At 66.6% G+C, this 17,278-nt stretch carries 16 protein-coding genes; 11 read left to right on the forward strand and 5 right to left on the reverse strand.

Annotation, left to right across the window (positions count from 1 at the left end; all coding sequences use genetic code 11):
- Positions 1-760: 760 nt before the first annotated feature.
- Positions 761-904 (reverse strand): transposase, encoded by a 144-nt coding sequence (locus ASG86_RS18265; RefSeq protein WP_235565225.1) that lies wholly within the window; start codon positions 902-904, stop codon positions 761-763.
- 433 nt (positions 905-1,337) lie between these two features.
- Here ASG86_RS18265 and ASG86_RS20605 point away from each other — a divergent pair, with 433 nt between their 5' ends.
- The 3 genes from ASG86_RS20605 (at position 1,338) to ASG86_RS18275 (ending at position 2,668) form a co-directional block, all read left to right on the forward strand.
- Positions 1,338-1,496, forward strand: a complete 159-nt coding sequence (locus ASG86_RS20605) for a hypothetical protein (protein WP_156386228.1) — start codon at positions 1,338-1,340, stop codon at positions 1,494-1,496.
- A gap of 99 nt (positions 1,497-1,595) precedes the next feature.
- The gene (locus ASG86_RS18270; protein ID WP_056337804.1) at positions 1,596-2,312 is read left to right on the forward strand and encodes a hypothetical protein; all 717 of its coding nucleotides are present in this window, start codon (positions 1,596-1,598) and stop codon (positions 2,310-2,312) included.
- A gap of 146 nt (positions 2,313-2,458) precedes the next feature.
- The gene (locus ASG86_RS18275) at positions 2,459-2,668 is read left to right on the forward strand and encodes a hypothetical protein (protein ID WP_156386229.1); all 210 of its coding nucleotides are present in this window, start codon (positions 2,459-2,461) and stop codon (positions 2,666-2,668) included.
- Positions 2,669-2,679: 11 nt separating this feature from the next.
- Here ASG86_RS18275 and ASG86_RS18280 read toward each other — a convergent pair whose 3' ends face one another.
- Together ASG86_RS18280 and ASG86_RS18285 are read right to left on the reverse strand one after the other, a co-directional pair.
- Positions 2,680-3,615 carry a methyltransferase family protein gene (locus tag ASG86_RS18280; RefSeq protein ID WP_056338176.1) on the reverse strand — a complete coding sequence of 312 codons (936 nt, stop codon included), beginning with the start codon at positions 3,613-3,615 and terminating at the stop codon, positions 2,680-2,682.
- Between the two features lie 140 nt (positions 3,616-3,755).
- Positions 3,756-5,015: a glycoside hydrolase family 1 protein gene (locus ASG86_RS18285; RefSeq protein ID WP_056337812.1), complete on the reverse strand. Its 1,260-nt coding sequence runs from the start codon at positions 5,013-5,015 to the stop codon at positions 3,756-3,758.
- A 220-nt stretch (positions 5,016-5,235) separates the two neighbouring features.
- Between ASG86_RS18285 and ASG86_RS18290 the strand changes: the two genes are divergently transcribed.
- The 8 genes from ASG86_RS18290 to ASG86_RS18325 all read left to right on the forward strand — a co-directional run bounded on the left by ASG86_RS18290 (position 5,236) and on the right by ASG86_RS18325 (position 15,336).
- Entirely contained in the window at positions 5,236-6,792 is a 1,557-nt protein-coding gene (locus ASG86_RS18290; RefSeq protein WP_056337813.1) for an ABC transporter substrate-binding protein, read from the forward strand.
- A 61-nt stretch (positions 6,793-6,853) separates the two neighbouring features.
- Positions 6,854-7,807, forward strand: coding sequence for an ABC transporter permease (locus ASG86_RS18295; protein ID WP_056337816.1), 954 nt, complete (start codon positions 6,854-6,856; stop codon positions 7,805-7,807).
- The gene (locus tag ASG86_RS18300; protein ID WP_056337819.1) at positions 7,804-9,942 is read left to right on the forward strand and encodes a dipeptide/oligopeptide/nickel ABC transporter permease/ATP-binding protein; all 2,139 of its coding nucleotides are present in this window, start codon (positions 7,804-7,806) and stop codon (positions 9,940-9,942) included. Before ASG86_RS18295 ends, ASG86_RS18300 begins: the two co-directional genes overlap by 4 nt.
- Positions 9,939-10,946, forward strand: a complete 1,008-nt coding sequence (locus tag ASG86_RS18305; protein ID WP_056337821.1) for an oligopeptide/dipeptide ABC transporter ATP-binding protein — start codon at positions 9,939-9,941, stop codon at positions 10,944-10,946. Before ASG86_RS18300 ends, ASG86_RS18305 begins: the two co-directional genes overlap by 4 nt.
- 57 nt (positions 10,947-11,003) lie before the next feature.
- Positions 11,004-13,292, forward strand: coding sequence for a family 78 glycoside hydrolase catalytic domain (locus tag ASG86_RS18310; RefSeq protein WP_056337824.1), 2,289 nt, complete (start codon positions 11,004-11,006; stop codon positions 13,290-13,292).
- 2 nt (positions 13,293-13,294) lie between these two features.
- Complete coding sequence (locus tag ASG86_RS18315; protein WP_056337827.1) at positions 13,295-14,107, forward strand: nucleoside hydrolase; 813 nt, start codon at positions 13,295-13,297, stop codon at positions 14,105-14,107.
- A gap of 117 nt (positions 14,108-14,224) precedes the next feature.
- Positions 14,225-14,800, forward strand: coding sequence for a hemerythrin domain-containing protein (locus tag ASG86_RS18320; RefSeq protein ID WP_056337830.1), 576 nt, complete (start codon positions 14,225-14,227; stop codon positions 14,798-14,800).
- Positions 14,801-14,871: 71 nt separating this feature from the next.
- On the forward strand, positions 14,872-15,336 hold the full coding sequence (locus ASG86_RS18325; protein WP_056337832.1) for a hypothetical protein: 465 nt from the start codon (positions 14,872-14,874) through the stop codon (positions 15,334-15,336).
- 16 nt (positions 15,337-15,352) lie between these two features.
- Here ASG86_RS18325 and ASG86_RS18330 read toward each other — a convergent pair whose 3' ends face one another.
- Positions 15,353-16,279, reverse strand: coding sequence for an intradiol ring-cleavage dioxygenase (locus ASG86_RS18330; protein ID WP_056337835.1), 927 nt, complete (start codon positions 16,277-16,279; stop codon positions 15,353-15,355).
- A 101-nt stretch (positions 16,280-16,380) separates the two neighbouring features.
- Positions 16,381-17,211 (reverse strand): IclR family transcriptional regulator, encoded by an 831-nt coding sequence (locus ASG86_RS18335; RefSeq protein WP_082566845.1) that lies wholly within the window; start codon positions 17,209-17,211, stop codon positions 16,381-16,383.
- Positions 17,212-17,278: the final 67 nt, after the last annotated feature.

The raw sequence follows: 17,278 nt of genomic DNA on the forward strand, positions 1-17,278 counted from the left end.
CCACCACAGCCACCGCCCGGTAGGAGTCTCTTTGCCCGGCAAGATCGCGAGTGATGGCGTCGATAACGGAAGGTGCCTGTCGCTGCTCGCTGGGCACCTCCGCCATAAACATTTCCTGCTCTCCGCTCATACTTAGGATGACGGCATACGGATAAAACTCGCCTCGCTCCTGAAGACACTGTTGGGCGAAGCCAAGGGCCGGCTGAAGAAGTCCGTCCAGGTCGGCTTGGACTTGCGGAGACGCGGCGTCCCTCCATGAGGTCATTGCTGCAGCCTTCCTTTTACGTGCGGGTCCAGCGCCATATGACACCACCCAAGGCCGGCTAGTCAAGCACGTAGCTCTTCGGATCGGCAGCATTCAACGGGGGGGTGCCAGCCCTCAGCTCCGTTCAGGGCATCTACCTCATAGCCGACACCAGCACCGGCAGGCTGTACGTGGGGAAGGCTGACGCCGCCGAGCGTTTCCTTGGGCCGCTGGAGCGAGTACGCCCGGAATGGCCATGGCGGCAACGTGGCCCTGCGGGAGTTGGCTGCCGCCGACGCCCGGCACCGGCAGCACTTCCAGTTCAGCATCCTGCAGGTCTTCTCGCCGAGCGCGCCGGCCGCGCAGGTCGATGCAGCCGAGACCCATTTCAAGCGGGCACTCCTGACCCGGCAGTTTGGTATGAACCTGAACTTGGTCCGCCCGCACGGCCTTGGAGGCCGCCATATGAGGGTGCAGTGTGGGTCTAGGGCGTGTCTCTTTATTGGCGTAGCCAGATCAGGCATGCGTAAAGGGCGACGCGGCCCGGTAGGTGAGCGGGAACTTGTCGTACCAAGTGGCGATGCCGCGCCATTGCTTGAAGAGGTTGAAGGACTGCTCGACTGCGGCCCGCGCCTTGTAGGCCCCGGCGTCGAAGTTCACCGGGCCACCGCCGCGGGAGCCCCGACGTTTGCGGTTGGCGATCTGGTCCCTGGGTTAGGGGATCACGGCCCTGATCTTCCTGGCCGGCGGCAGTTCCCGGTTGGCCTTCGAGGAGTAGGCCTTGTCCCCGAGCACCGCATCGGGCCGGGTCCTGGCCCGGCCGCCGCCGGCGCGGGGACGCGGACCGCCTTGATGACGTGCGCGAACATCCGTGAGTCCAAGCCCTGGCCGGGCTCGATGAGGAATGCCAGCGGCCAGCCCTTCCCGTCGTAGGCGTGGTGGATCTTCGCAATCAGCCCGCTGAGGGAGCGGTCGACAGCAGGGCACTTGAACGACTCAGGACTCACGCCAGGACTGTCTTCACAATCCCTGAGGATCGCCCGGGTGGTGGAGAATCAGTCCAGGAAACGCTGCGATGAAAGGGCCATGGGGGATGGGCGAAGGAAGACGCTTCAAAGTCGGCGATCTGGTCGAGGCCAAGCACTGGGATAGGGGCGACGTCATCACAGATGGAGTGATCGCCGAGGTTTTTGAGCCCAAAGACGACGATCACTTCAGCAAGCGTTACGCCTACCACGTGGTGCACGCCTGAAACCACCCGCTGCGGAGGGGGGATTTCTTCACTGACCACGAGGTCAAGCCACGCTCTGCGGACGATGCCTGGCGTGCGGGGCATTTCTTCCTTCGCGACTTGGTGGTTGCCGACGACGGAATAAAGTCCTTCAAGGGAGTCGTCGAGAAGTTCGTGGCGGATGGCGACCGGCCCTACAAAGTGCGGGACTCTAAATCGGGGCAGTTCGGTTTCTTCGGCGAGGCACACCTCACACTTGAACACCGGAACCGGGACCCCTACGACGCACCGGAGCGGTTCCAGCTTGGTGACTGGGTGGTTGCTGACGACGGGGAGGTTCGCTTCGTGCATGCCCTGATTGGGCGAACGCCCTCCGATGGCAGCGGTCGTCTCAACCAGACATGGCACTACGTGTATGAAGCCGATGGGTCCGGGGATGTACGCGTGTACAGCGAAGAGCATCTCAGGCCCAGGCGCACCCCCGTGTACCCGGATCTCCGAGACCCCGAAGGACGGTACCCGGACTGGCAGTGGGCCTACTTGGCCCCTAAACGAGCCCGCATCGAAGCTCTCCAGGAAAGCCGCCGGCAGTCGGCAGAAGCAAAGGTAGAGGTACTGCCTAAAGAGTCCAGCCTTTTCAAGCACCTCTACGGTGAACCGCCAAAGCGTCCGATCGTCAGCGGGTTCAGGGGCGTGCTGATGTGGATTGCGGCCGTACCGGTGGCAACCCTCGCTGCCGAATCCCTGGCCCCCGGAGCAGGCCAAACAGTATCGCTGATCCTCGTCGCGAGCTCCGCTGTGCTCGTGCCATGGATCGCCCGTCGGATACCTGACTAGACCACCGGAGCAGCACCAGAGAGTACTGGCACCCTCTCAACACCGCCGGCAAAAACGAGGCGCAGCACCGGCGCGGTGAAACACCCAGGGGCGTTGGTGATGCCCCGCGTGGGGGCGTGACATGAAGAAGACCTCCGGATGGGGTGGTGCTTACGACAGTCATCACGTCTGGCCCGGAGGTCTTCAATGCCTCCTGCCAACGCCGTCGTGACCTCGAAGGGCCGGTTCCGGCTGGCCCGCTGCATCTCGAGGACCGGTGGCTGCTGGCCCGGGCCGCCGAGCAGTCCTTCAACCTCTCGCTCACCTACCGGGCCGGCGTCGACCTTTACGCATGCCTGATGTGGCTCCGCCAATAAAGAGACACGCCCTAGGCCGTCCGGCTTTTTCCGGAAACTCTGGGGACCCAACAACGGACCGTCCGCCGGTATTGCTGGAAGTCGTCGCCGAACCGCTCCGACAGGTCTGCTTCCTCGAGGGGCCGCACGGCGTAGTTCCATACCAGTGAGCCGAGGACCGCGTAGCCGACGACGAGCCACGACTGCAGGATCAGGCCCATGGCGGCTCCCTGGGTAATGCCCGCCACAGCCATGGGATTGCGGATCCAGCGGTAGGGCCCGGCGACGACCAGCCGGTTGGGCATTGCGGAGGGCAGCGGCGTGCCATTACCCAGAGACGACATCACGGCCGCCGACCAGATCCCCAGCGCGCTGGCCAGGACAAGGATGGCGATACCAGTGGGCACCGCAACCGGGGGAAACTCAAGGGCGAGGCCCCAACGCTGTTCGAGGAAGGCCAGGCAGGGCGGCACCAACCCCAGGAAGAAGCCCCAAAAGACGATGAGCTGCCCGAACGTCGCGGCCATGTGGAATCCTGGGCTTCGGCGGCTGCGGGCCGGCCGGAAAGCGAAGGGGCCCCGGATGATCCACTCTGTGGGTATGCGCCCCAGCAAGAGGACGCAGAGCGCGGCAACGGAGCCCGCCGCCGCGGCTCCCATCGCCATTACGCCGAGCCCCGCTTGGGTTGTGACGGTTGCGTAGGTTGCCAGCGCCACGGCAACGGCAACCGTCCACCCGGCGCTAACGACGGCGGCAATGCTGCCGAAGGAGGTCCGGCCGAGGGCGGCTGCGGCTGCCGAGGCCATGACAAACAGGGGGACGTCGAAGGCCGCAACCAGGACGGAGTCCAGGTCCCCGAGCGTAGCCCGGCGTACCGCGGGCGACAGGAACACAGCGGTCCACCAGAGACAGCCGGCGACCGCCTGAAGGGCAAAGTATGCCCTCCCCCACTGGACCAAGCCCCACATGGTCAAGTGCGCCACAGATCCCCCGAATCTTCTGGTGCCGTGAAAGGTACGGCGGGTCCCAGCCTAGCCAACGCAACCCCAGGTAGCCGGAAATGGGAAAGGCCCGGACTCCACAGGGAAGTCCGGGCCACCGGCTGCTTCTAGGCAGGCTGCGGCGCTTCCGCCAGGCTCTGCTGCCGTGCCAGGCTGCCCAGCCAGCGTGCGCTTTCCTTCGGGATCCGCTCCTGCGTGGAGCGGTCGACCGCGATCAGGCCGAACTTGGGCCGGTAGCCGAAGATCCACTCGAAGTTGTCGAACGCCGTCCAGGCGATGTACCCACGCACGTCGATGCCGTCGGCAAGGCAGGAGGCAACGCCGTCGACCGCTGCCTTCAGGTAGTCCACCCGCTGGGTGTCATCCTCCGTGGCAAGGCCGTTCTCGGTGACCATGACGGGGATGCCGGCGATCCGGTGCGCCTCCCGGATGGTCGCTTCCAGGGCCTGCGGGTAAATCTCTTCACCCATCTGGTTGGTGGGAACGCCGCCAGGGGAAGGGGTATGCCCATCCGGGCCGTATACGGTGCGCCCGTAGGTCTGGATGCCCACGAAGTCATCGCCGCGGGAAGCCTCCAGGAAGCGTTCGTTGACGTCGCGGCGCACCCGGCCGGCAATTTCCTCACCGCCGGCGATGGACTGGATGTCCGAATTTGCCAGGGTCCAGCCCACCTGCAGGTCGGGGCGGTGCGCCTTGATGGCTGCCGTGGCTGCCCGGTGTACCGCCACCTTCACCTGGAATCCCGCCTCGGTGGAGCAAAACTGGAAGGGCGCAACAGTGCTGGCGTCAATGCCAAGGCGTTCCGCGGCGGCAGCCCACATGGGCACCGAAGCGCGGTTCTCCGGTGCTTCCCCGCCGATACCGAAGGACTCCAGCAGCCAGGGAAGGTTGGGTTCGTTCAGGGTGCAGGCGACGCCGATCAGGTCACCCAGATGCGCCATCACCCGGTCGCAGTAACGGGCGAAAAGGTCAGGGGTCTCCTGGCCCTCCCAGCCGCCCATCTGAAGCAGCCAGCGCGGTGAGGTGAAGTGGTGGAAGGTGACCACCGGGGTAAGGCCGTGCTCGTGGCACGCCTCCAGCACCCGCTTGTAGTGGTCCAGTTCGGCCACCGAGAAGTGGCCTTTCTCCGGCTCAACCCGGGCCCACTCAATGGAGAAGCGGTAGCTGGTGAAGCCCAGCCCGGCGATCAGGGCGACGTCCTCCCGGTAGCGGTGGTAGTGGTCCACCGCATCGCCGGACGGCTCCGCGAAGATGGTCCCGGGCAGGTGCTCCAGGAACCAGGTATCGCTGTTGACATTGTTGCCTTCCACCTGGTGGCCTGCGGTGGCCACGCCCCAAAGGAAGTCGCGGGGGAACGGGTTGGTCATGGGGTTCCTTTCGTGATGGACGCGTGAAGGCGTCCCAGGCTTCGCTGCCCTGCATCCATCCTGTCGGCCCGCGTGACCGCCGCCACAATACTTTTTCAATCAATGACATTGTCATGTTTGGTGCAGGCGGCCGCGGCCGATTCTGGAAGGGAGCCGGGCACTTCCGGCCCCACTGTTTTCCTTTCCGTTGCAGTCATAGAAGAATGCGAAGGCGCACCACATGAAACTCCTGACCACCACCGCACGCGGCAGCGCTGCCGTCCTGACCGGTGCCCTGTTGGTGGGCTCCCTGGCCGCCTGCGGCGGCGGGTCCAGCCAGGCCGCCGCCAAGGCCGACACCAGCAGCCTGACCCTGGCCATCGACAGTGATTCGGCCTCCTTCGGCTTCGACCCGCTGCGCGTCTCCGCAGCGCAGCGCCAGTTCTTCGAAGGCCTCTACGACAGCCTGATGACGCTCCAGCCGGACGGCTCCGCCGGCCCTGGCCTGGCCAAGGAGTTCAGCTACAACGCGGACAACACGGTCCTGACGCTGACCTTGAAGGACGGCGTGACATTCACGGACGGCTCCAAGCTCGACGCCGACCTGGTTAAGGCCAACCTGGACCGCCGGTCCGACCCTGCCCTGAGTGCCTATTCCGCCGTCGCCAAGGGCGGGGCGCAGGAAATCATGTCAGTGGACGTTGTCAGCCCCACCCAGGTGGCGTTGACCTTCGCCAAACCGCAGCCCGGATTCGAGAAAAACCTGGCCTCCACCACGGGCATGATCGTGGGCAAGAACGGCGTCACTGACACTTCAACCCTGGCCGCCACACCCGACGGTTCCGGCCCGTACACCCTGGACCCCTCCACCGTGAAGGGCAACAAATACGTCCTGGTCAAGAACGACAAGAGCCCGGATGCTTCCAAATACGCCTTCAAGAAGGTTGTGTTCAGCGTGGTCCTGGATCCCCAGGCCCGGGCCAACGCCCTGGTTTCCGGCCAGGCCGACGTCGCCATGCTGACCTCCAACACGGTTGACTTCGCCAAGTCCAAGGGCGTTGGAGTGTCCCAGATCGGCGGCACCGTCAACACCATGATCTCCTTCGACAAGACCGGCAAGACCGCTCCGGCGTTCGGCCAGGAAAAGGTCCGCCAGGCCATCCAGTACGCCATCAACCGCAAGGCCCTGGTGGACGCCCTGCACAAGGGAGACATTCCCGCCTGGAACGCGCTGCCCAAGGATTCGGCCGGCTTCACCAAGGACCTCGAGAACAAGTTTGCGTACAGCCCGGAGAAGGCCAAGAGCCTGCTCGCCGAGGCCGGCTACCCGAACGGCTTTGAGTTCACCATCATTGCCGGCGCCCAAACACAGACGGACCTGCAGGCCGTCCAGAAGGACCTTGCCGCCGTCGGCATCACCATGAACGTGAAGATGGCCGCCTCCACAGACGAAGCGTTCGCCGCCGTCGCCACCACGCCGCTGGGCTACGCGCCGCTGAACTGGGACAACCCCGTGGGTGTGATGTACGGGGCCATCCTGAACGGCTTCACCAACGTCCAGAAGGCCACCGACGACCAGCTGAGCGCCGCCACCGGTGAGCTGGCCGCAGCCAAGGGTGACGCAGCCGTCAAAGCAGCCGCAACCAAGCTGAACACCCGGCTGGTGGAGTCTGGCTGGATGATCCCGCTGTACGAGGCGCTGACCAACCAGGGCTACAACACCAAAAAGGTTGCCCAGGTGAAGTTCGCCGGCACTAACGCCTACCCGCTCCTGTCGTCCTACACCCCGGCCAGCTAACACCACGTTCCATCCCGCCGGGCCCTCCAACAGGAGGGCCCGGCGCGACGGCACATGACCGATGGAGGTCACCATGGCACTATTCATCACTAAGCGCCTGCTGATGGCGCTGGCCACCGTGCTGGTGGTTGCGGTGCTGGCATTCCTGCTGGTGCACGCCATGCCGGGCAGCCCGGGGGCCATTTCCCTCGGCGCCGGCGCCTCCCAGGAAGCCATCGACGAGGTCAACCAGCGCCTGGGCTGGAACGATCCGCTGTTCACGCAATTCTTCAGCTGGCTCGGGTCAGCGGTCCAGGGCGACCTGGGCATCTCCCTCATCGACGGCCGATCGGTCAGCGCAGACCTTGCCAGCCGCCTGCCGGTTACGGCCTCCCTTGCTGCCGGAGCCACCGTCCTCAGTGCAGTCCTGGGCATCGCCTTGGGCGTTACCGCCGCTGTCCGCGGCGGCCTGCTGGACCAGGTGATCGGCGGCTTCGTGGGCCTCCTCGTTGCCCTGCCGGCGTTCTGGGTGGGCGTGATCTTCGTGTACCTGTTCGCCGTCCAGTCCTCCATCTTCCCGGCCACCGGCTACGTGCCGTTCGAGGTCTCACCGCAGGACTGGGCCTTGTCCCTGGCGCTGCCGGTGATCACCCTCGCCGTGGGCGGCGCGGCCTTCATCGCCCGCCAGACCCGGGCCTCCATGCTGGAGGCGCTGCAGCAGGAACACATCCGCACGCTGCGCGCCACCGCCACCCCCACCTGGAAGATCCTCTACGTCCACGCCCTGCGCTACGCCAGCCTGCCCATCGTGGCCGGCATCGCGCTGCAGTTCATCGGCCTGTTCGGCGGTTCCGTCATCGCGGAGCAGCTGTTCGCCATGCCCGGACTGGGCCAGGCCGTCCAGACCTCCGTCAGCACCCACGACGCTCCCGCCGTCCAGGGCGTGGTGGTGATCGCCACCGTGGTGGTGGTCGCCGTCAACCTGGTGCTGGAGCTGGCCACCAAGTTCCTCGACCCGAAGTTGCGTGCCTCATGATCCCAACAGTTGCCCCGGCCCCCGCCGACGCGGACCAGGCAGGAACTACGACGCCGGCAGGAACGCCCGCGCGCAATGCCGGCAAAGCGGCTATCACCAAATTCTCCCGGCACCGGCTGTTCACCTCACCGGGCGCCGTGGCCGGACTGATCTGGCTCGCGGCCATCGTCATCGCATCACTGACCGCTCCGCTCTGGCTGCCCTTCAAGACCGAGGACCAGGATTTCACCGCGGTCCTTTCCGGCCCCACCGCCGCCCATTGGCTGGGCACCGACGAACTGGGCCGGGACATCCTCAGCCGCATCTTCGCCGCTGCCGCCGGAACCTTGGGGACGTCGATGCTCACGGTGATTGTCGGCGTCGGGCTTGGGACTGTCCTGGCCATGCTCGCCGCCGGAGCCGGCACGCGGACCGAAGCCGTGATCAGCAGGGTCACCGAAATCATGATGTCCCTGCCGGGAACCGTGATCATCCTGGCCGTCATTGGCGCCGTGGGAACCAACATCCCGGTGGTCATGGCCATCCTGGGCATCCTGATGTCCGCAGGCATCTACCGCGTGATCCTGGGCCAGGCCAAGTCCCTGCAGTCCCAGCTCTACGTTGATGCAGCCAAGGTGGACGGCGTCGGCCCGCTGCGGATCAGCCTCCGCCACGTCCTGCCCGGACTGGCCAACACCATCGTGGTCCAGGCCGCGCTCATCTTCGCCGTCGGCATGCTCATCCAGGCCGGCCTGGCGTTCATCGGATTCGGGCCGCCCATCCCGCAGCCCAGCTGGGGCGGCATGATCCAAGGGGCTTCCCAGCACGTCTATGACGCCCCCTGGATGATGGTGCCCACCGGTGCCGTGCTGGCGCTGACCGTGCTGTCCGCCAACGCCATCGGCAACGCCCTGGGCAAGGCACCCAACGCCGCCGCCCCGCACCTGCCCTCCGCTGCGGCGCGGCGGCAGCGCGCCAAGGCCGTCGCCGCCATCGCCGCGGCGGCGCCGAAACCAGAAGACCAGGCTGCAGGGGACGGAGCCTCCCACAGCGCTGCCCCGGAAGGCACGCTCAGCGTCCGCAACCTGTCCGTCGGCGTCGACAGTGCAGGTGCAGGCAACGGCGTCCGCCTGGTCACCGACGTCTCCTTCGAGGTCCAGCCCGGCACCGTCCTTGGCCTGGTGGGGGAGTCCGGTTGCGGCAAGACCATGACCGCGCTGTCCCTCCTAGGCCTGCTTCCCTCGGGCGTCAGCGTCACCGGCGGCCAGATCCTCTGGAACGGGAGGAACCTGGCGGCGGTGGCGGACAGGGACATGGAAGCCGTCCGCGGCCGCGAGATCGCCCTGATCAGCCAGGAACCCATGCGGGCCCTGGATCCCATGTTCACCGTGGGCTACCAGCTGACCGCCACCATCCGCCGGCTCCGTGGCATGAACCGGGCCGAGGCACGCAAGGAGGCGCAGAGCCTGCTGGAAAAGGTGGGCATCGTGGACGCCGCCCGGATCCTGAAGACTTACCCGCACCAGATCAGCGGCGGCATGGCACAGCGCGTGGCCATTGCCCTGGCGCTCTCCGGACAGCCGAAACTGCTGGTGGCGGACGAACCCACGACCGCGCTGGACGTCACGGTCCAGGCCGAGATCCTGTCCCTGCTCCGGAGCCTGGTGAAGGACACCGGCATGTCCGTGGTGATGGTCACCCACGACCTCGGCGTGGTGGCGGACATCTGCGACCAGGTGGCCGTGATGTACGCCGGCCAGGTGGTGGAAAACGGCAGCACCCGGGCCGTCCTGGACCACCCCCGCCACCCCTACACCCTGGCCCTCCTGGCCGCCGACCCGCACGCCAACCATGCGGACGACATGCCCGAGCGGCTGGCCACCATCAGCGGACAGGTGCCGCAGCCCAAGGACTGGCCGTCCGGCTGCCGCTTCGCCGCCCGCTGCCAGTTCGCCGGCTCCGCCTGCCTGGAGCCCGTCCCGCTGCTGCCCTCCGGTACCGGCGAAGGACTGGTGCGGTGTGTCAAGGCGGACCAGCTGGCCGTCGAGGGCATGGACTGGCTGGCCACGGACGTGCCCGCCTCCCGCGCCCTGCAGGTCACTCCCAGACAGAACCTGCGCACTCTGAACACCATCGTTGAAAAGGACCCGGCATGAGCACCACAGTCACCGAACGCCGCGGTTCCACGCCGCCCGCCGCCACCACCCCCATCCTTGAGGTCAAGGACCTGGTGGTCCGCTACGGCAGGGGCCGGAAGGCAGCCGCCGCACCGGCCGCCGTCGACCGCGTCAGCTTCAGCATTGCCCCCGGTGAGACGGTGGGCCTGGTGGGGGAGTCCGGTTCCGGAAAGTCCACCATCGGCAAGGCCATCCTTGGGCTGCAGAAGGTCTCCGGCGGGTCCATCACCTACCAGGGCAAGGACATTACCTCCGCTGGGGCAGCCCAGCGCCGCGCTCTGGGCGGGGAACTGCGGGCGGTCTTCCAGGACCCCAATTCCTCCCTTAACCCGCGCAACACCATCAGCACGTCCCTGGCCGAGCCGCTGCGCCTCCGCGGGGTGTCCGCAGCGGAGGCGCGCACCAGGGCCGGGGACATGCTGGAACGCGTGGGACTTCCGCGCGAGGCCGTGGACCGGTACCCCAGCCAGTTCTCCGGCGGCCAGCGCCAGCGCATCTCCGTGGCCCGCGCCCTGATCTGCGACCCCCAACTGGTGGTCTGCGACGAGGCCGTCAGCGCCCTTGACCTGTCCACCCAGGCGCAGGTGCTCAACCTCCTGGCCGACCTCCGCGATGAACGGGGCCTCAGCTACCTCTTCATCGCCCACGACATCGCCGTGGTGCAGTTCCTGGCCCAGCGCGTGGTGGTGCTCTACCGCGGGCAGGTCATGGAAAGCGGACCTGCCGCCGCGGTCACGGAAAACCCGAAGCACCCCTTCACGCAGGCCCTCGTGGCCGCATCCCCGGTGCCCCGGCCGGCGGAACAGGCGGAACGCAGGGAAGCCCGCGAATCGCTGGGCGTCCGCACCGGGGCAGCCGCGGTCCCCGGGCCCGGCGGGTGCCCCTTCCGGCTCCGCTGCCCCCTGGCCACCGAACTGTGCGCCACGGAGCGGCCCGCCCTGCGGCGGGTGGGTGCGTCCGACGTCGCCTGCCACTACGCCTGACAGCCCATCCACCACCAGCCTTTGACCAGCTTCCACCAGAACGGAACCCCTTTCCCCATGACCTCCACCCCCTGGCAGGCCGCGATGATCACCCCCGAAAGCGACTTCGACGGCGCCCCGCTGCTCCGGAAGGAGTTCACGCTTGAACAGGGGCACGGCGGCATTGCGAAGGCCACGCTCCGTGCCACCGCATTCGGCGTCTACGAGGCGTTCATCAACGGATCCCCGGTGGCTGAGGACGTCTTGAGCCCCGGCTGGAGCTCCTACGAGTGGCGGCTCCGCTACCGCAGCTACGACGTCACTGCCCTGGTGGGGCCCGCCACGGTGATTGGGGTGGAACTGGGCAACGGCTGGTACCGCGGGCGGCTGGCCTGGCATGGCATGTCCAACCTGTACGGCAACGAGCTGGGCTTCTTTGGGCAGCTGGACATCGAGTTCGACGACGGGCACATCCAGTCCATCGCCTCGGACACCAGCTGGCAGGCAGGCCCTTCCGCCACCACCTTCAACGACCTTTACGATGGCCAGACCATCGATGCCCGGCGCCGCCAGAAGGGCTGGGCGGAGCCCGGATTCTCACCCGGCACTGACTGGACTGGCGTCCGGGAGCTGGCGTTCGACGGCGGCAGGCTGGCTGAGCCGGTGGGCCCGCCCGTGGTGCGTGCCGGCGTCGTGCGTCCCGTGGAAATCTTCACCTCACCCTCCGGGAAGACGCTGGTGGATTTCGGCCAGAACCTGGTGGGCTGGCTGCGGTTCACCGTGCAGGGCAATGCCGGAAGCAGCATTACCGTGCGGCACGCCGAGGTCCTGGAAAACGGCGAGCTGGGCGTCCGGCCGCTGCGTTCGGCCAAGGCGGCGGACACGTTCATCCTCTCCGGCGGCGAGGACTCCTTCGAACCGACCAAGACCTTCCACGGCTTCCGCTACGCCGAAATCACCGGCTGGCCAGGGGAGCTCACGGAGGATGTTCTGGAGGCCGTGGTGGTCCACTCAGACCTGGAGCGCACCGGCACCTTCGAATGCTCCAACGAGCTGGTGAACCAGCTGCACCGCAACATTGTCTGGGGGCTGCGGGGCAACTTCCTGGACCTGCCCACGGACTGCCCGCAGCGCGACGAGCGGCTCGGCTGGACCGGCGACATTGCGGTGTTCGCCCCCACCGCAGCCTACCTCTACGACGTCAAGGACTTCCTGCAGGACTGGCTGCTGGACCTCGCCGCCGAGCAAAAGGCGCAGGACGGCCTGGTCCCCATCACCGTGCCGGATGCCCTCAAGTACTGCCCCCAGCCGGCCGAATTCCCGGCACCGGAGTCCTCCGCGCTCTGGAGTGAAGCCTCGGTCTGGGTGCCCTGGGCGCTGTGGGAGGCCTACGGTGACCTGGGCGTGCTGCGGAACCAGTTCGACTCGATGGCCTCGCACACCCGCCGGGTGGAGGGGCTGCTTTCGTCCACCGGGCTGTGGGACTCTGGCTTCCAGTTCGGCGACTGGCTGGACCCGGACGCCGCGCCGGACCAGCCCTGGGCGGCCAAGGCGGACACCGGAGTGGTGGCCACGGCCTGCATGTACCGGACCGCACGAATCACCGCACAGGCTGCCGGGCTGCTGGGAAAGCACGACGACGAAGCCTACTTTGACGCGCTCGCCGCCCGGGTGCGTGCGTCCTTCGCCGAGCACTACGTGGCGGCCGACGGCACCATCCGCAGCGACTGCACCACGGTCTACGCCCTGGCCATTGCCTTCGACATCCTGGCCACGCCGGCGCTGCGGGAATTTGCCGGCAACCGCCTCGCCGAGCTGGTCCGGGACAACAACTACCGTGTGTCCACCGGGTTCGCCGGGACGCCGTTCATCACCCACGCACTCACCGACACCGGGCACGTGGACGAGGCGTACCGGCTGCTGCTGGAGGAAGGCTGCCCGTCCTGGCTGTACCCGGTGACCATGGGTGCCACCACCGTCTGGGAACGCTGGAACTCCATGCTCCCGGACGGCACCATCAACCCCGGCGAGATGACCAGCTTCAACCACTACGCCCTGGGGGCCGTGGCGGACTGGATGCACAAGGCCATCGGCGGCATCCGGCCGCTGGTGCCGGGCTACGCCAAGGTGCTCATCGCCCCGCAACCGGGCGCTGGCATCGACTGGGCCAGGACCTCCCTCAAAACTCCGCACGGAACCGTCCGCGTGGAATGGAAGCACGACGGCGGCACGTTCCGGCTCAAGGCGACGGTCCCTGGCGGGGTGGCTGCCGACGTCGTCCTTCCGGATGGTGAGCGGCACCCAGTTGTGGGCGGCACTCACAGTTTCAGCGCCCCTGCCGCCCTGGCCGTCCCGGCGGGGGCATAGCCGTGGCGGGTCCGGCGGAGCTGCTGGTCGTGGACAACGACTTCGGCGGCGATCCGGACGGGCTCGTGGCCCTGGCGCACATTCTTTTACGGTGCAGTCCGGATGTGACAGTCATGGTGACCACCTCCCCTCTGGACCCGGGACTGGCCGAAGCAGCCGGTGCTGACCCCCTCACCACAGCCAGCCAGGGTGCTGAGATCGCCGGGCAACTCCTGGAGCTGATGGGGATCAAGGACGTCCGGGTGATCGTGGGCGCGGAAGCGCCCGGGACCGGCGGGGACCAGGTCAGCGCTGCGGCGCGGGCAATTGTGGAGATGTCCGGCCGTTTTGAGCGGACGACGATTCTCTGTGGCGGACCACTGACCAACGTCGCCGCAGCGCTGCGGCTGGACCCGGCGCTCTCGGAAAAGGCAGCACTGGTATGGGTGGGCGGCACCCTGGCCGACGCGGAACGCGGCGAATACAACTCGGACACTGACGCCGCCTCAGCCGCGGAGGTGGCGGCCTCAGGGATGCCCCTGGTCCGGGTCCCGTACGAGGAATACACGCAGATGACTGTCGCGGTGGATGCGGTGAAGAACGAGCTTGCTGCCGCATCACGGGTTGGTTCCTGGCTGGCGGAGCGGCTGCTTGACGTCCCGCCGTTCGTGCAGTTGGGCAGCACCCTGACCCTGGGTGACAGTGTCCTGGTGCCGTTTGGGCCAGGCCCAGGACCAACCGGGATCGCTGCTGAATGGGGAACCGTCATCCACCGCCAAGTGGACAGTGCCGGATTGTGGAGGGACCTGATTCGTCATCTGGTGGGAGTGCGTTAACTGCCCGTTCCTTTAGGCAGCTATAGGGGGATTCCACCTCTGGATCGCCCTGTTGCCGCGTGATACTTTGACCGTCTTACGCCGCACATCGGAACTATCCAGAAGGAGCGCCGGCTCATGAGTGATACCAATTCCGCCGGAAACGTGGACGTCGTGGACATCCTGACCAGCGACCACCGGGACATGATCGCGCTGATCGGGCAGATCAAGGGCACCACCGATGAAACGCAGCGCAGGGACCTGGCCGACACCCTGATCGCGGAGGTCATGCGCCACGCCGTGGCCGAGGAAATGTACGTCTACCCGGCCATTGAGGACCACGTGCCCGACGGTCACGACGAAGTGGAACATGACAAGAAGGAGCACCAGGAGATCGTCGAGCTGATGAAGCGGCTGGAGAAAGTGGAACCTTCGGAGGCCGGCTTCATGGACCTGGTCAATGAGCTTGAGGCACAGCTGAGCCACCATGCCAACGACGAGGAGTCCGAACAGTTCCCGAAGCTCCGCCTCCACATTCCCCGCGAAAAACTCGTAGACATCGGCGAAAAGGTGGAGAGGGCGAAGAAGCTGGCGCCAACCAGGCCGCACCCGAGTGCACCTCATTCCGAGCTGTTCCACAAGACCGTGGGACCAGGGGTGGGCATGGTGGACCGGATCCTGGACAAACTCACCGGCAGGCACACGGACAAGTAGACCGGCGGCAATCTGCGGTTGGCGGCACGGGTCTGCGAGGATGGGCGAAAGACCCTTTCCCAGGAGGACCCGTGCCGTACACCGTTGACTTCAAGAACGTCTCCACCGTAGGCCTGGAATCGTCACCGGTGGCGGATGCCTTGGCCGGGCTGCGGGCCAATGAGGCGCGCTATTACAAGAACAAGTACGACCACGACTTCACCGTCACACCGGCCGGAGACGCGCCGGAGGTGCTCGAATACGTGAACAACATCCTGTCCACGGAGCGCAAGCTAGTGATTGCCTCCAAGCCGCTTGAGGTTTCCTCATTCGAAGTGGACGGGCTGCGGATGGCGTACGTGTTCTACGAGTCCGGGCTGTCAATCAACGTCATGTACGCCCTCGAGGACGGGGGCAAGCGCGCTGTCGGGTTCAAGCTCTCCGACGGCATGGATGTTCCGGACGAGCTCGCTTCCAGCTTCAAGTTCGCGCGGCAGAAGTCCAAGCTGGCAGGCACCATCCGCGGTTCGTACTTTGTGATCAAGGGCGAGTACTGAGAGTTTGATCCTGCTCCTAAATGGTCACGTTAAGTGCCGCTGTGTAGCCCGCCGCGGCGGAGCCGGTCATGGTGGCCAGCTGGTAGATGCCGCCGTCGTCCCCAAACACGTTGTCTGACTGCAACGTGGTCCGGGTCATGTTGGTGACGCTCTTTTCGTATCCTGCGGTTGCGTACACGTCGTCACAGGCCGCTTTGGTCAGGGCAATCTGCGAGACGGCGAGCACCTGGCCGGCGGCGGTGGCGTTGTTCATGGATTCGAACACTTCGAAGTGGATGTGCGGCCACCGTCCGGCGTAGGCACCGGGGAAGATGGACGTGAAGGTGACCTGGCCGTTGGCGTCTGCCTCCTGGACGCCGCGCAGGTAGTTTTCGTTCCTGAGGCTGGAGTCGTACATCGAGTACTTGCCGTCGCGGTCGCAGTGCCAGGCGTAGACTGCGGCGCCGGCAAGCGGTGTGCAGCCGTTGGCGTTGTCCAGCACAGTAAGGGTGAAGGTCAACGGGACACCCACCGCTTTAGCTGACGCCGAACCGAAGCTCGAGGTGATGTCCTGCCGCACCACGCCGGAGGCTTCCAGCACGTTGGGACCGTTGGAGCCGTCGCCCGGGTACGGTCCCGCTGTTTCCTTGGGAATCTCCACGCCGCACTCGGCAATGGCGCGGGTGATGGTGGGGGTGGACGTGGCGGAGGACGATGCCGTAGCCGACGCCGACGCGGTGGAAGTCGCCGTCGTGGTGCCGTCCGCGGTTGACGGCGCAGCCGTGGTTGATCCGCCGGGGCTGCAGGCAGCGAGAGCGACGGCGGCGCCGCCGGCACCAAAGAACATGCCGAGTGAGCGGCGGCTGATCATCGTGGACAGGTCGAATTCGAGGCCGCGGTCGTGATCCGGGTGCGGCTGCTGCGCGTCTTCAGGGAGCTCATTGCGTTTGTGCGAGGTGGTCATGAACCCATCAAAAGCCACCGCACTATGCATCTGGTAGGCGCATTCTGTGAGCGGGCTGTGAGGTAGCTGCCCGCGGGCATTAAGTCCGGAGCCTTCGCCCCCTACCCCTGCGAGTGCGTCCGCGCGTCGGCACTGACGACAGCCTGGTGCCCCAGGTTCCGGGACACGGCGCGCGCGGCCGCGCGGACGGCCGGGGCCAGCACGTTCGGGGGAGTGGACCCGTCCGGAACCACGATGGACAGCGACGCCACCACGGAACCCTGTGCATCGAAAATCGGGGACGCCACGGAGACGGTCCGGGACGGGACGGTGCGGCGGATCATGGCGATGCCGGTGCGCCGCACGTCCGAAAGTGTCCTGCGCAACTGGCCTTCCGGCATCTCGGGCACACCCGGCTCGTTTTCCGGCGGCCGCTTCAGGATGGTTTCCTGGAACTGTTGGTCCGCGCCGGCCAAAAGAACCAGGCCGATCGCGGTGGACCGCAGCGGCGCACGTCCACCCACCCGGTAAGCCACCTCGGTGGCGTCCTTCCCGGACAACCGCTCGATCAGAACCGCCTGCTCGTTGTCCCGTACCGCCAGCAGGACGTGGTGCCGGGTGACTTCGAACAGGTCCTCAAGATAGGGGAGCGCGATCTCCCGCACCCCGTGCCCGCGCGGGGACAGCGACGCCACTTCCCACAGCCGGACCCCCACCACGTACCGGCCGTCGTCGAGCCGTTCCAGGGCTCCCCAAGCCACCAGCCGGGCGATCAGCCGCAGCGCCGTGGGGGCGGGCATGTCCGCGTAGCGCGCCAGCTCGGACAGGGTCAGTGCCCGGCGCCGGTCGGAAAAAACCGCCAGCAGGCTCAGTGCCCGGTCAATCACCGGTTCGCCCTGTTTGGGCCGTTTTCCGCGTGCCGGCGGGGTTTCCGTTTCCGGAGTGACAGTCATGGCAGGAGTTCCTAGCGCCGTTGATAGCTGCAATGGCAGTGAGCTGAACCACAATACTATTCCAACC

The sequence above is a fragment of the Arthrobacter sp. Soil764 genome, assembly GCF_001428075.1.
Taxonomy (GTDB): Bacteria; Actinomycetota; Actinomycetes; order Actinomycetales; family Micrococcaceae; genus Arthrobacter.

Excerpts from the sequence above, each read along its gene's own strand:
- ASG86_RS20605 (WP_156386228.1), top strand. The coding sequence starts at position 1,338 with ATGGGCGAAGGAAGACGCTTCAAAGTCGGCGATCTGGTCGAGGCCAAG.
- ASG86_RS18280 (WP_056338176.1), bottom strand. The coding sequence starts at position 3,615 with ATGTGGGGCTTGGTCCAGTGGGGGAGGGCATACTTTGCCCTTCAGGCG.
- ASG86_RS18285 (WP_056337812.1), bottom strand. The coding sequence starts at position 5,015 with ATGACCAACCCGTTCCCCCGCGACTTCCTTTGGGGCGTGGCCACCGCA.
- ASG86_RS18290 (WP_056337813.1), top strand. The coding sequence starts at position 5,236 with ATGAAACTCCTGACCACCACCGCACGCGGCAGCGCTGCCGTCCTGACC.
- ASG86_RS18295 (WP_056337816.1), top strand. The coding sequence starts at position 6,854 with ATGGAGGTCACCATGGCACTATTCATCACTAAGCGCCTGCTGATGGCG.
- ASG86_RS18300 (WP_056337819.1), top strand. The coding sequence starts at position 7,804 with ATGATCCCAACAGTTGCCCCGGCCCCCGCCGACGCGGACCAGGCAGGA.
- ASG86_RS18305 (WP_056337821.1), top strand. The coding sequence starts at position 9,939 with ATGAGCACCACAGTCACCGAACGCCGCGGTTCCACGCCGCCCGCCGCC.
- ASG86_RS18310 (WP_056337824.1), top strand. The coding sequence starts at position 11,004 with ATGACCTCCACCCCCTGGCAGGCCGCGATGATCACCCCCGAAAGCGAC.
- ASG86_RS18320 (WP_056337830.1), top strand. The coding sequence starts at position 14,225 with ATGAGTGATACCAATTCCGCCGGAAACGTGGACGTCGTGGACATCCTG.
- ASG86_RS18330 (WP_056337835.1), bottom strand. The coding sequence starts at position 16,279 with ATGACCACCTCGCACAAACGCAATGAGCTCCCTGAAGACGCGCAGCAG.
- ASG86_RS18335 (WP_082566845.1), bottom strand. The coding sequence starts at position 17,211 with ATGACTGTCACTCCGGAAACGGAAACCCCGCCGGCACGCGGAAAACGG.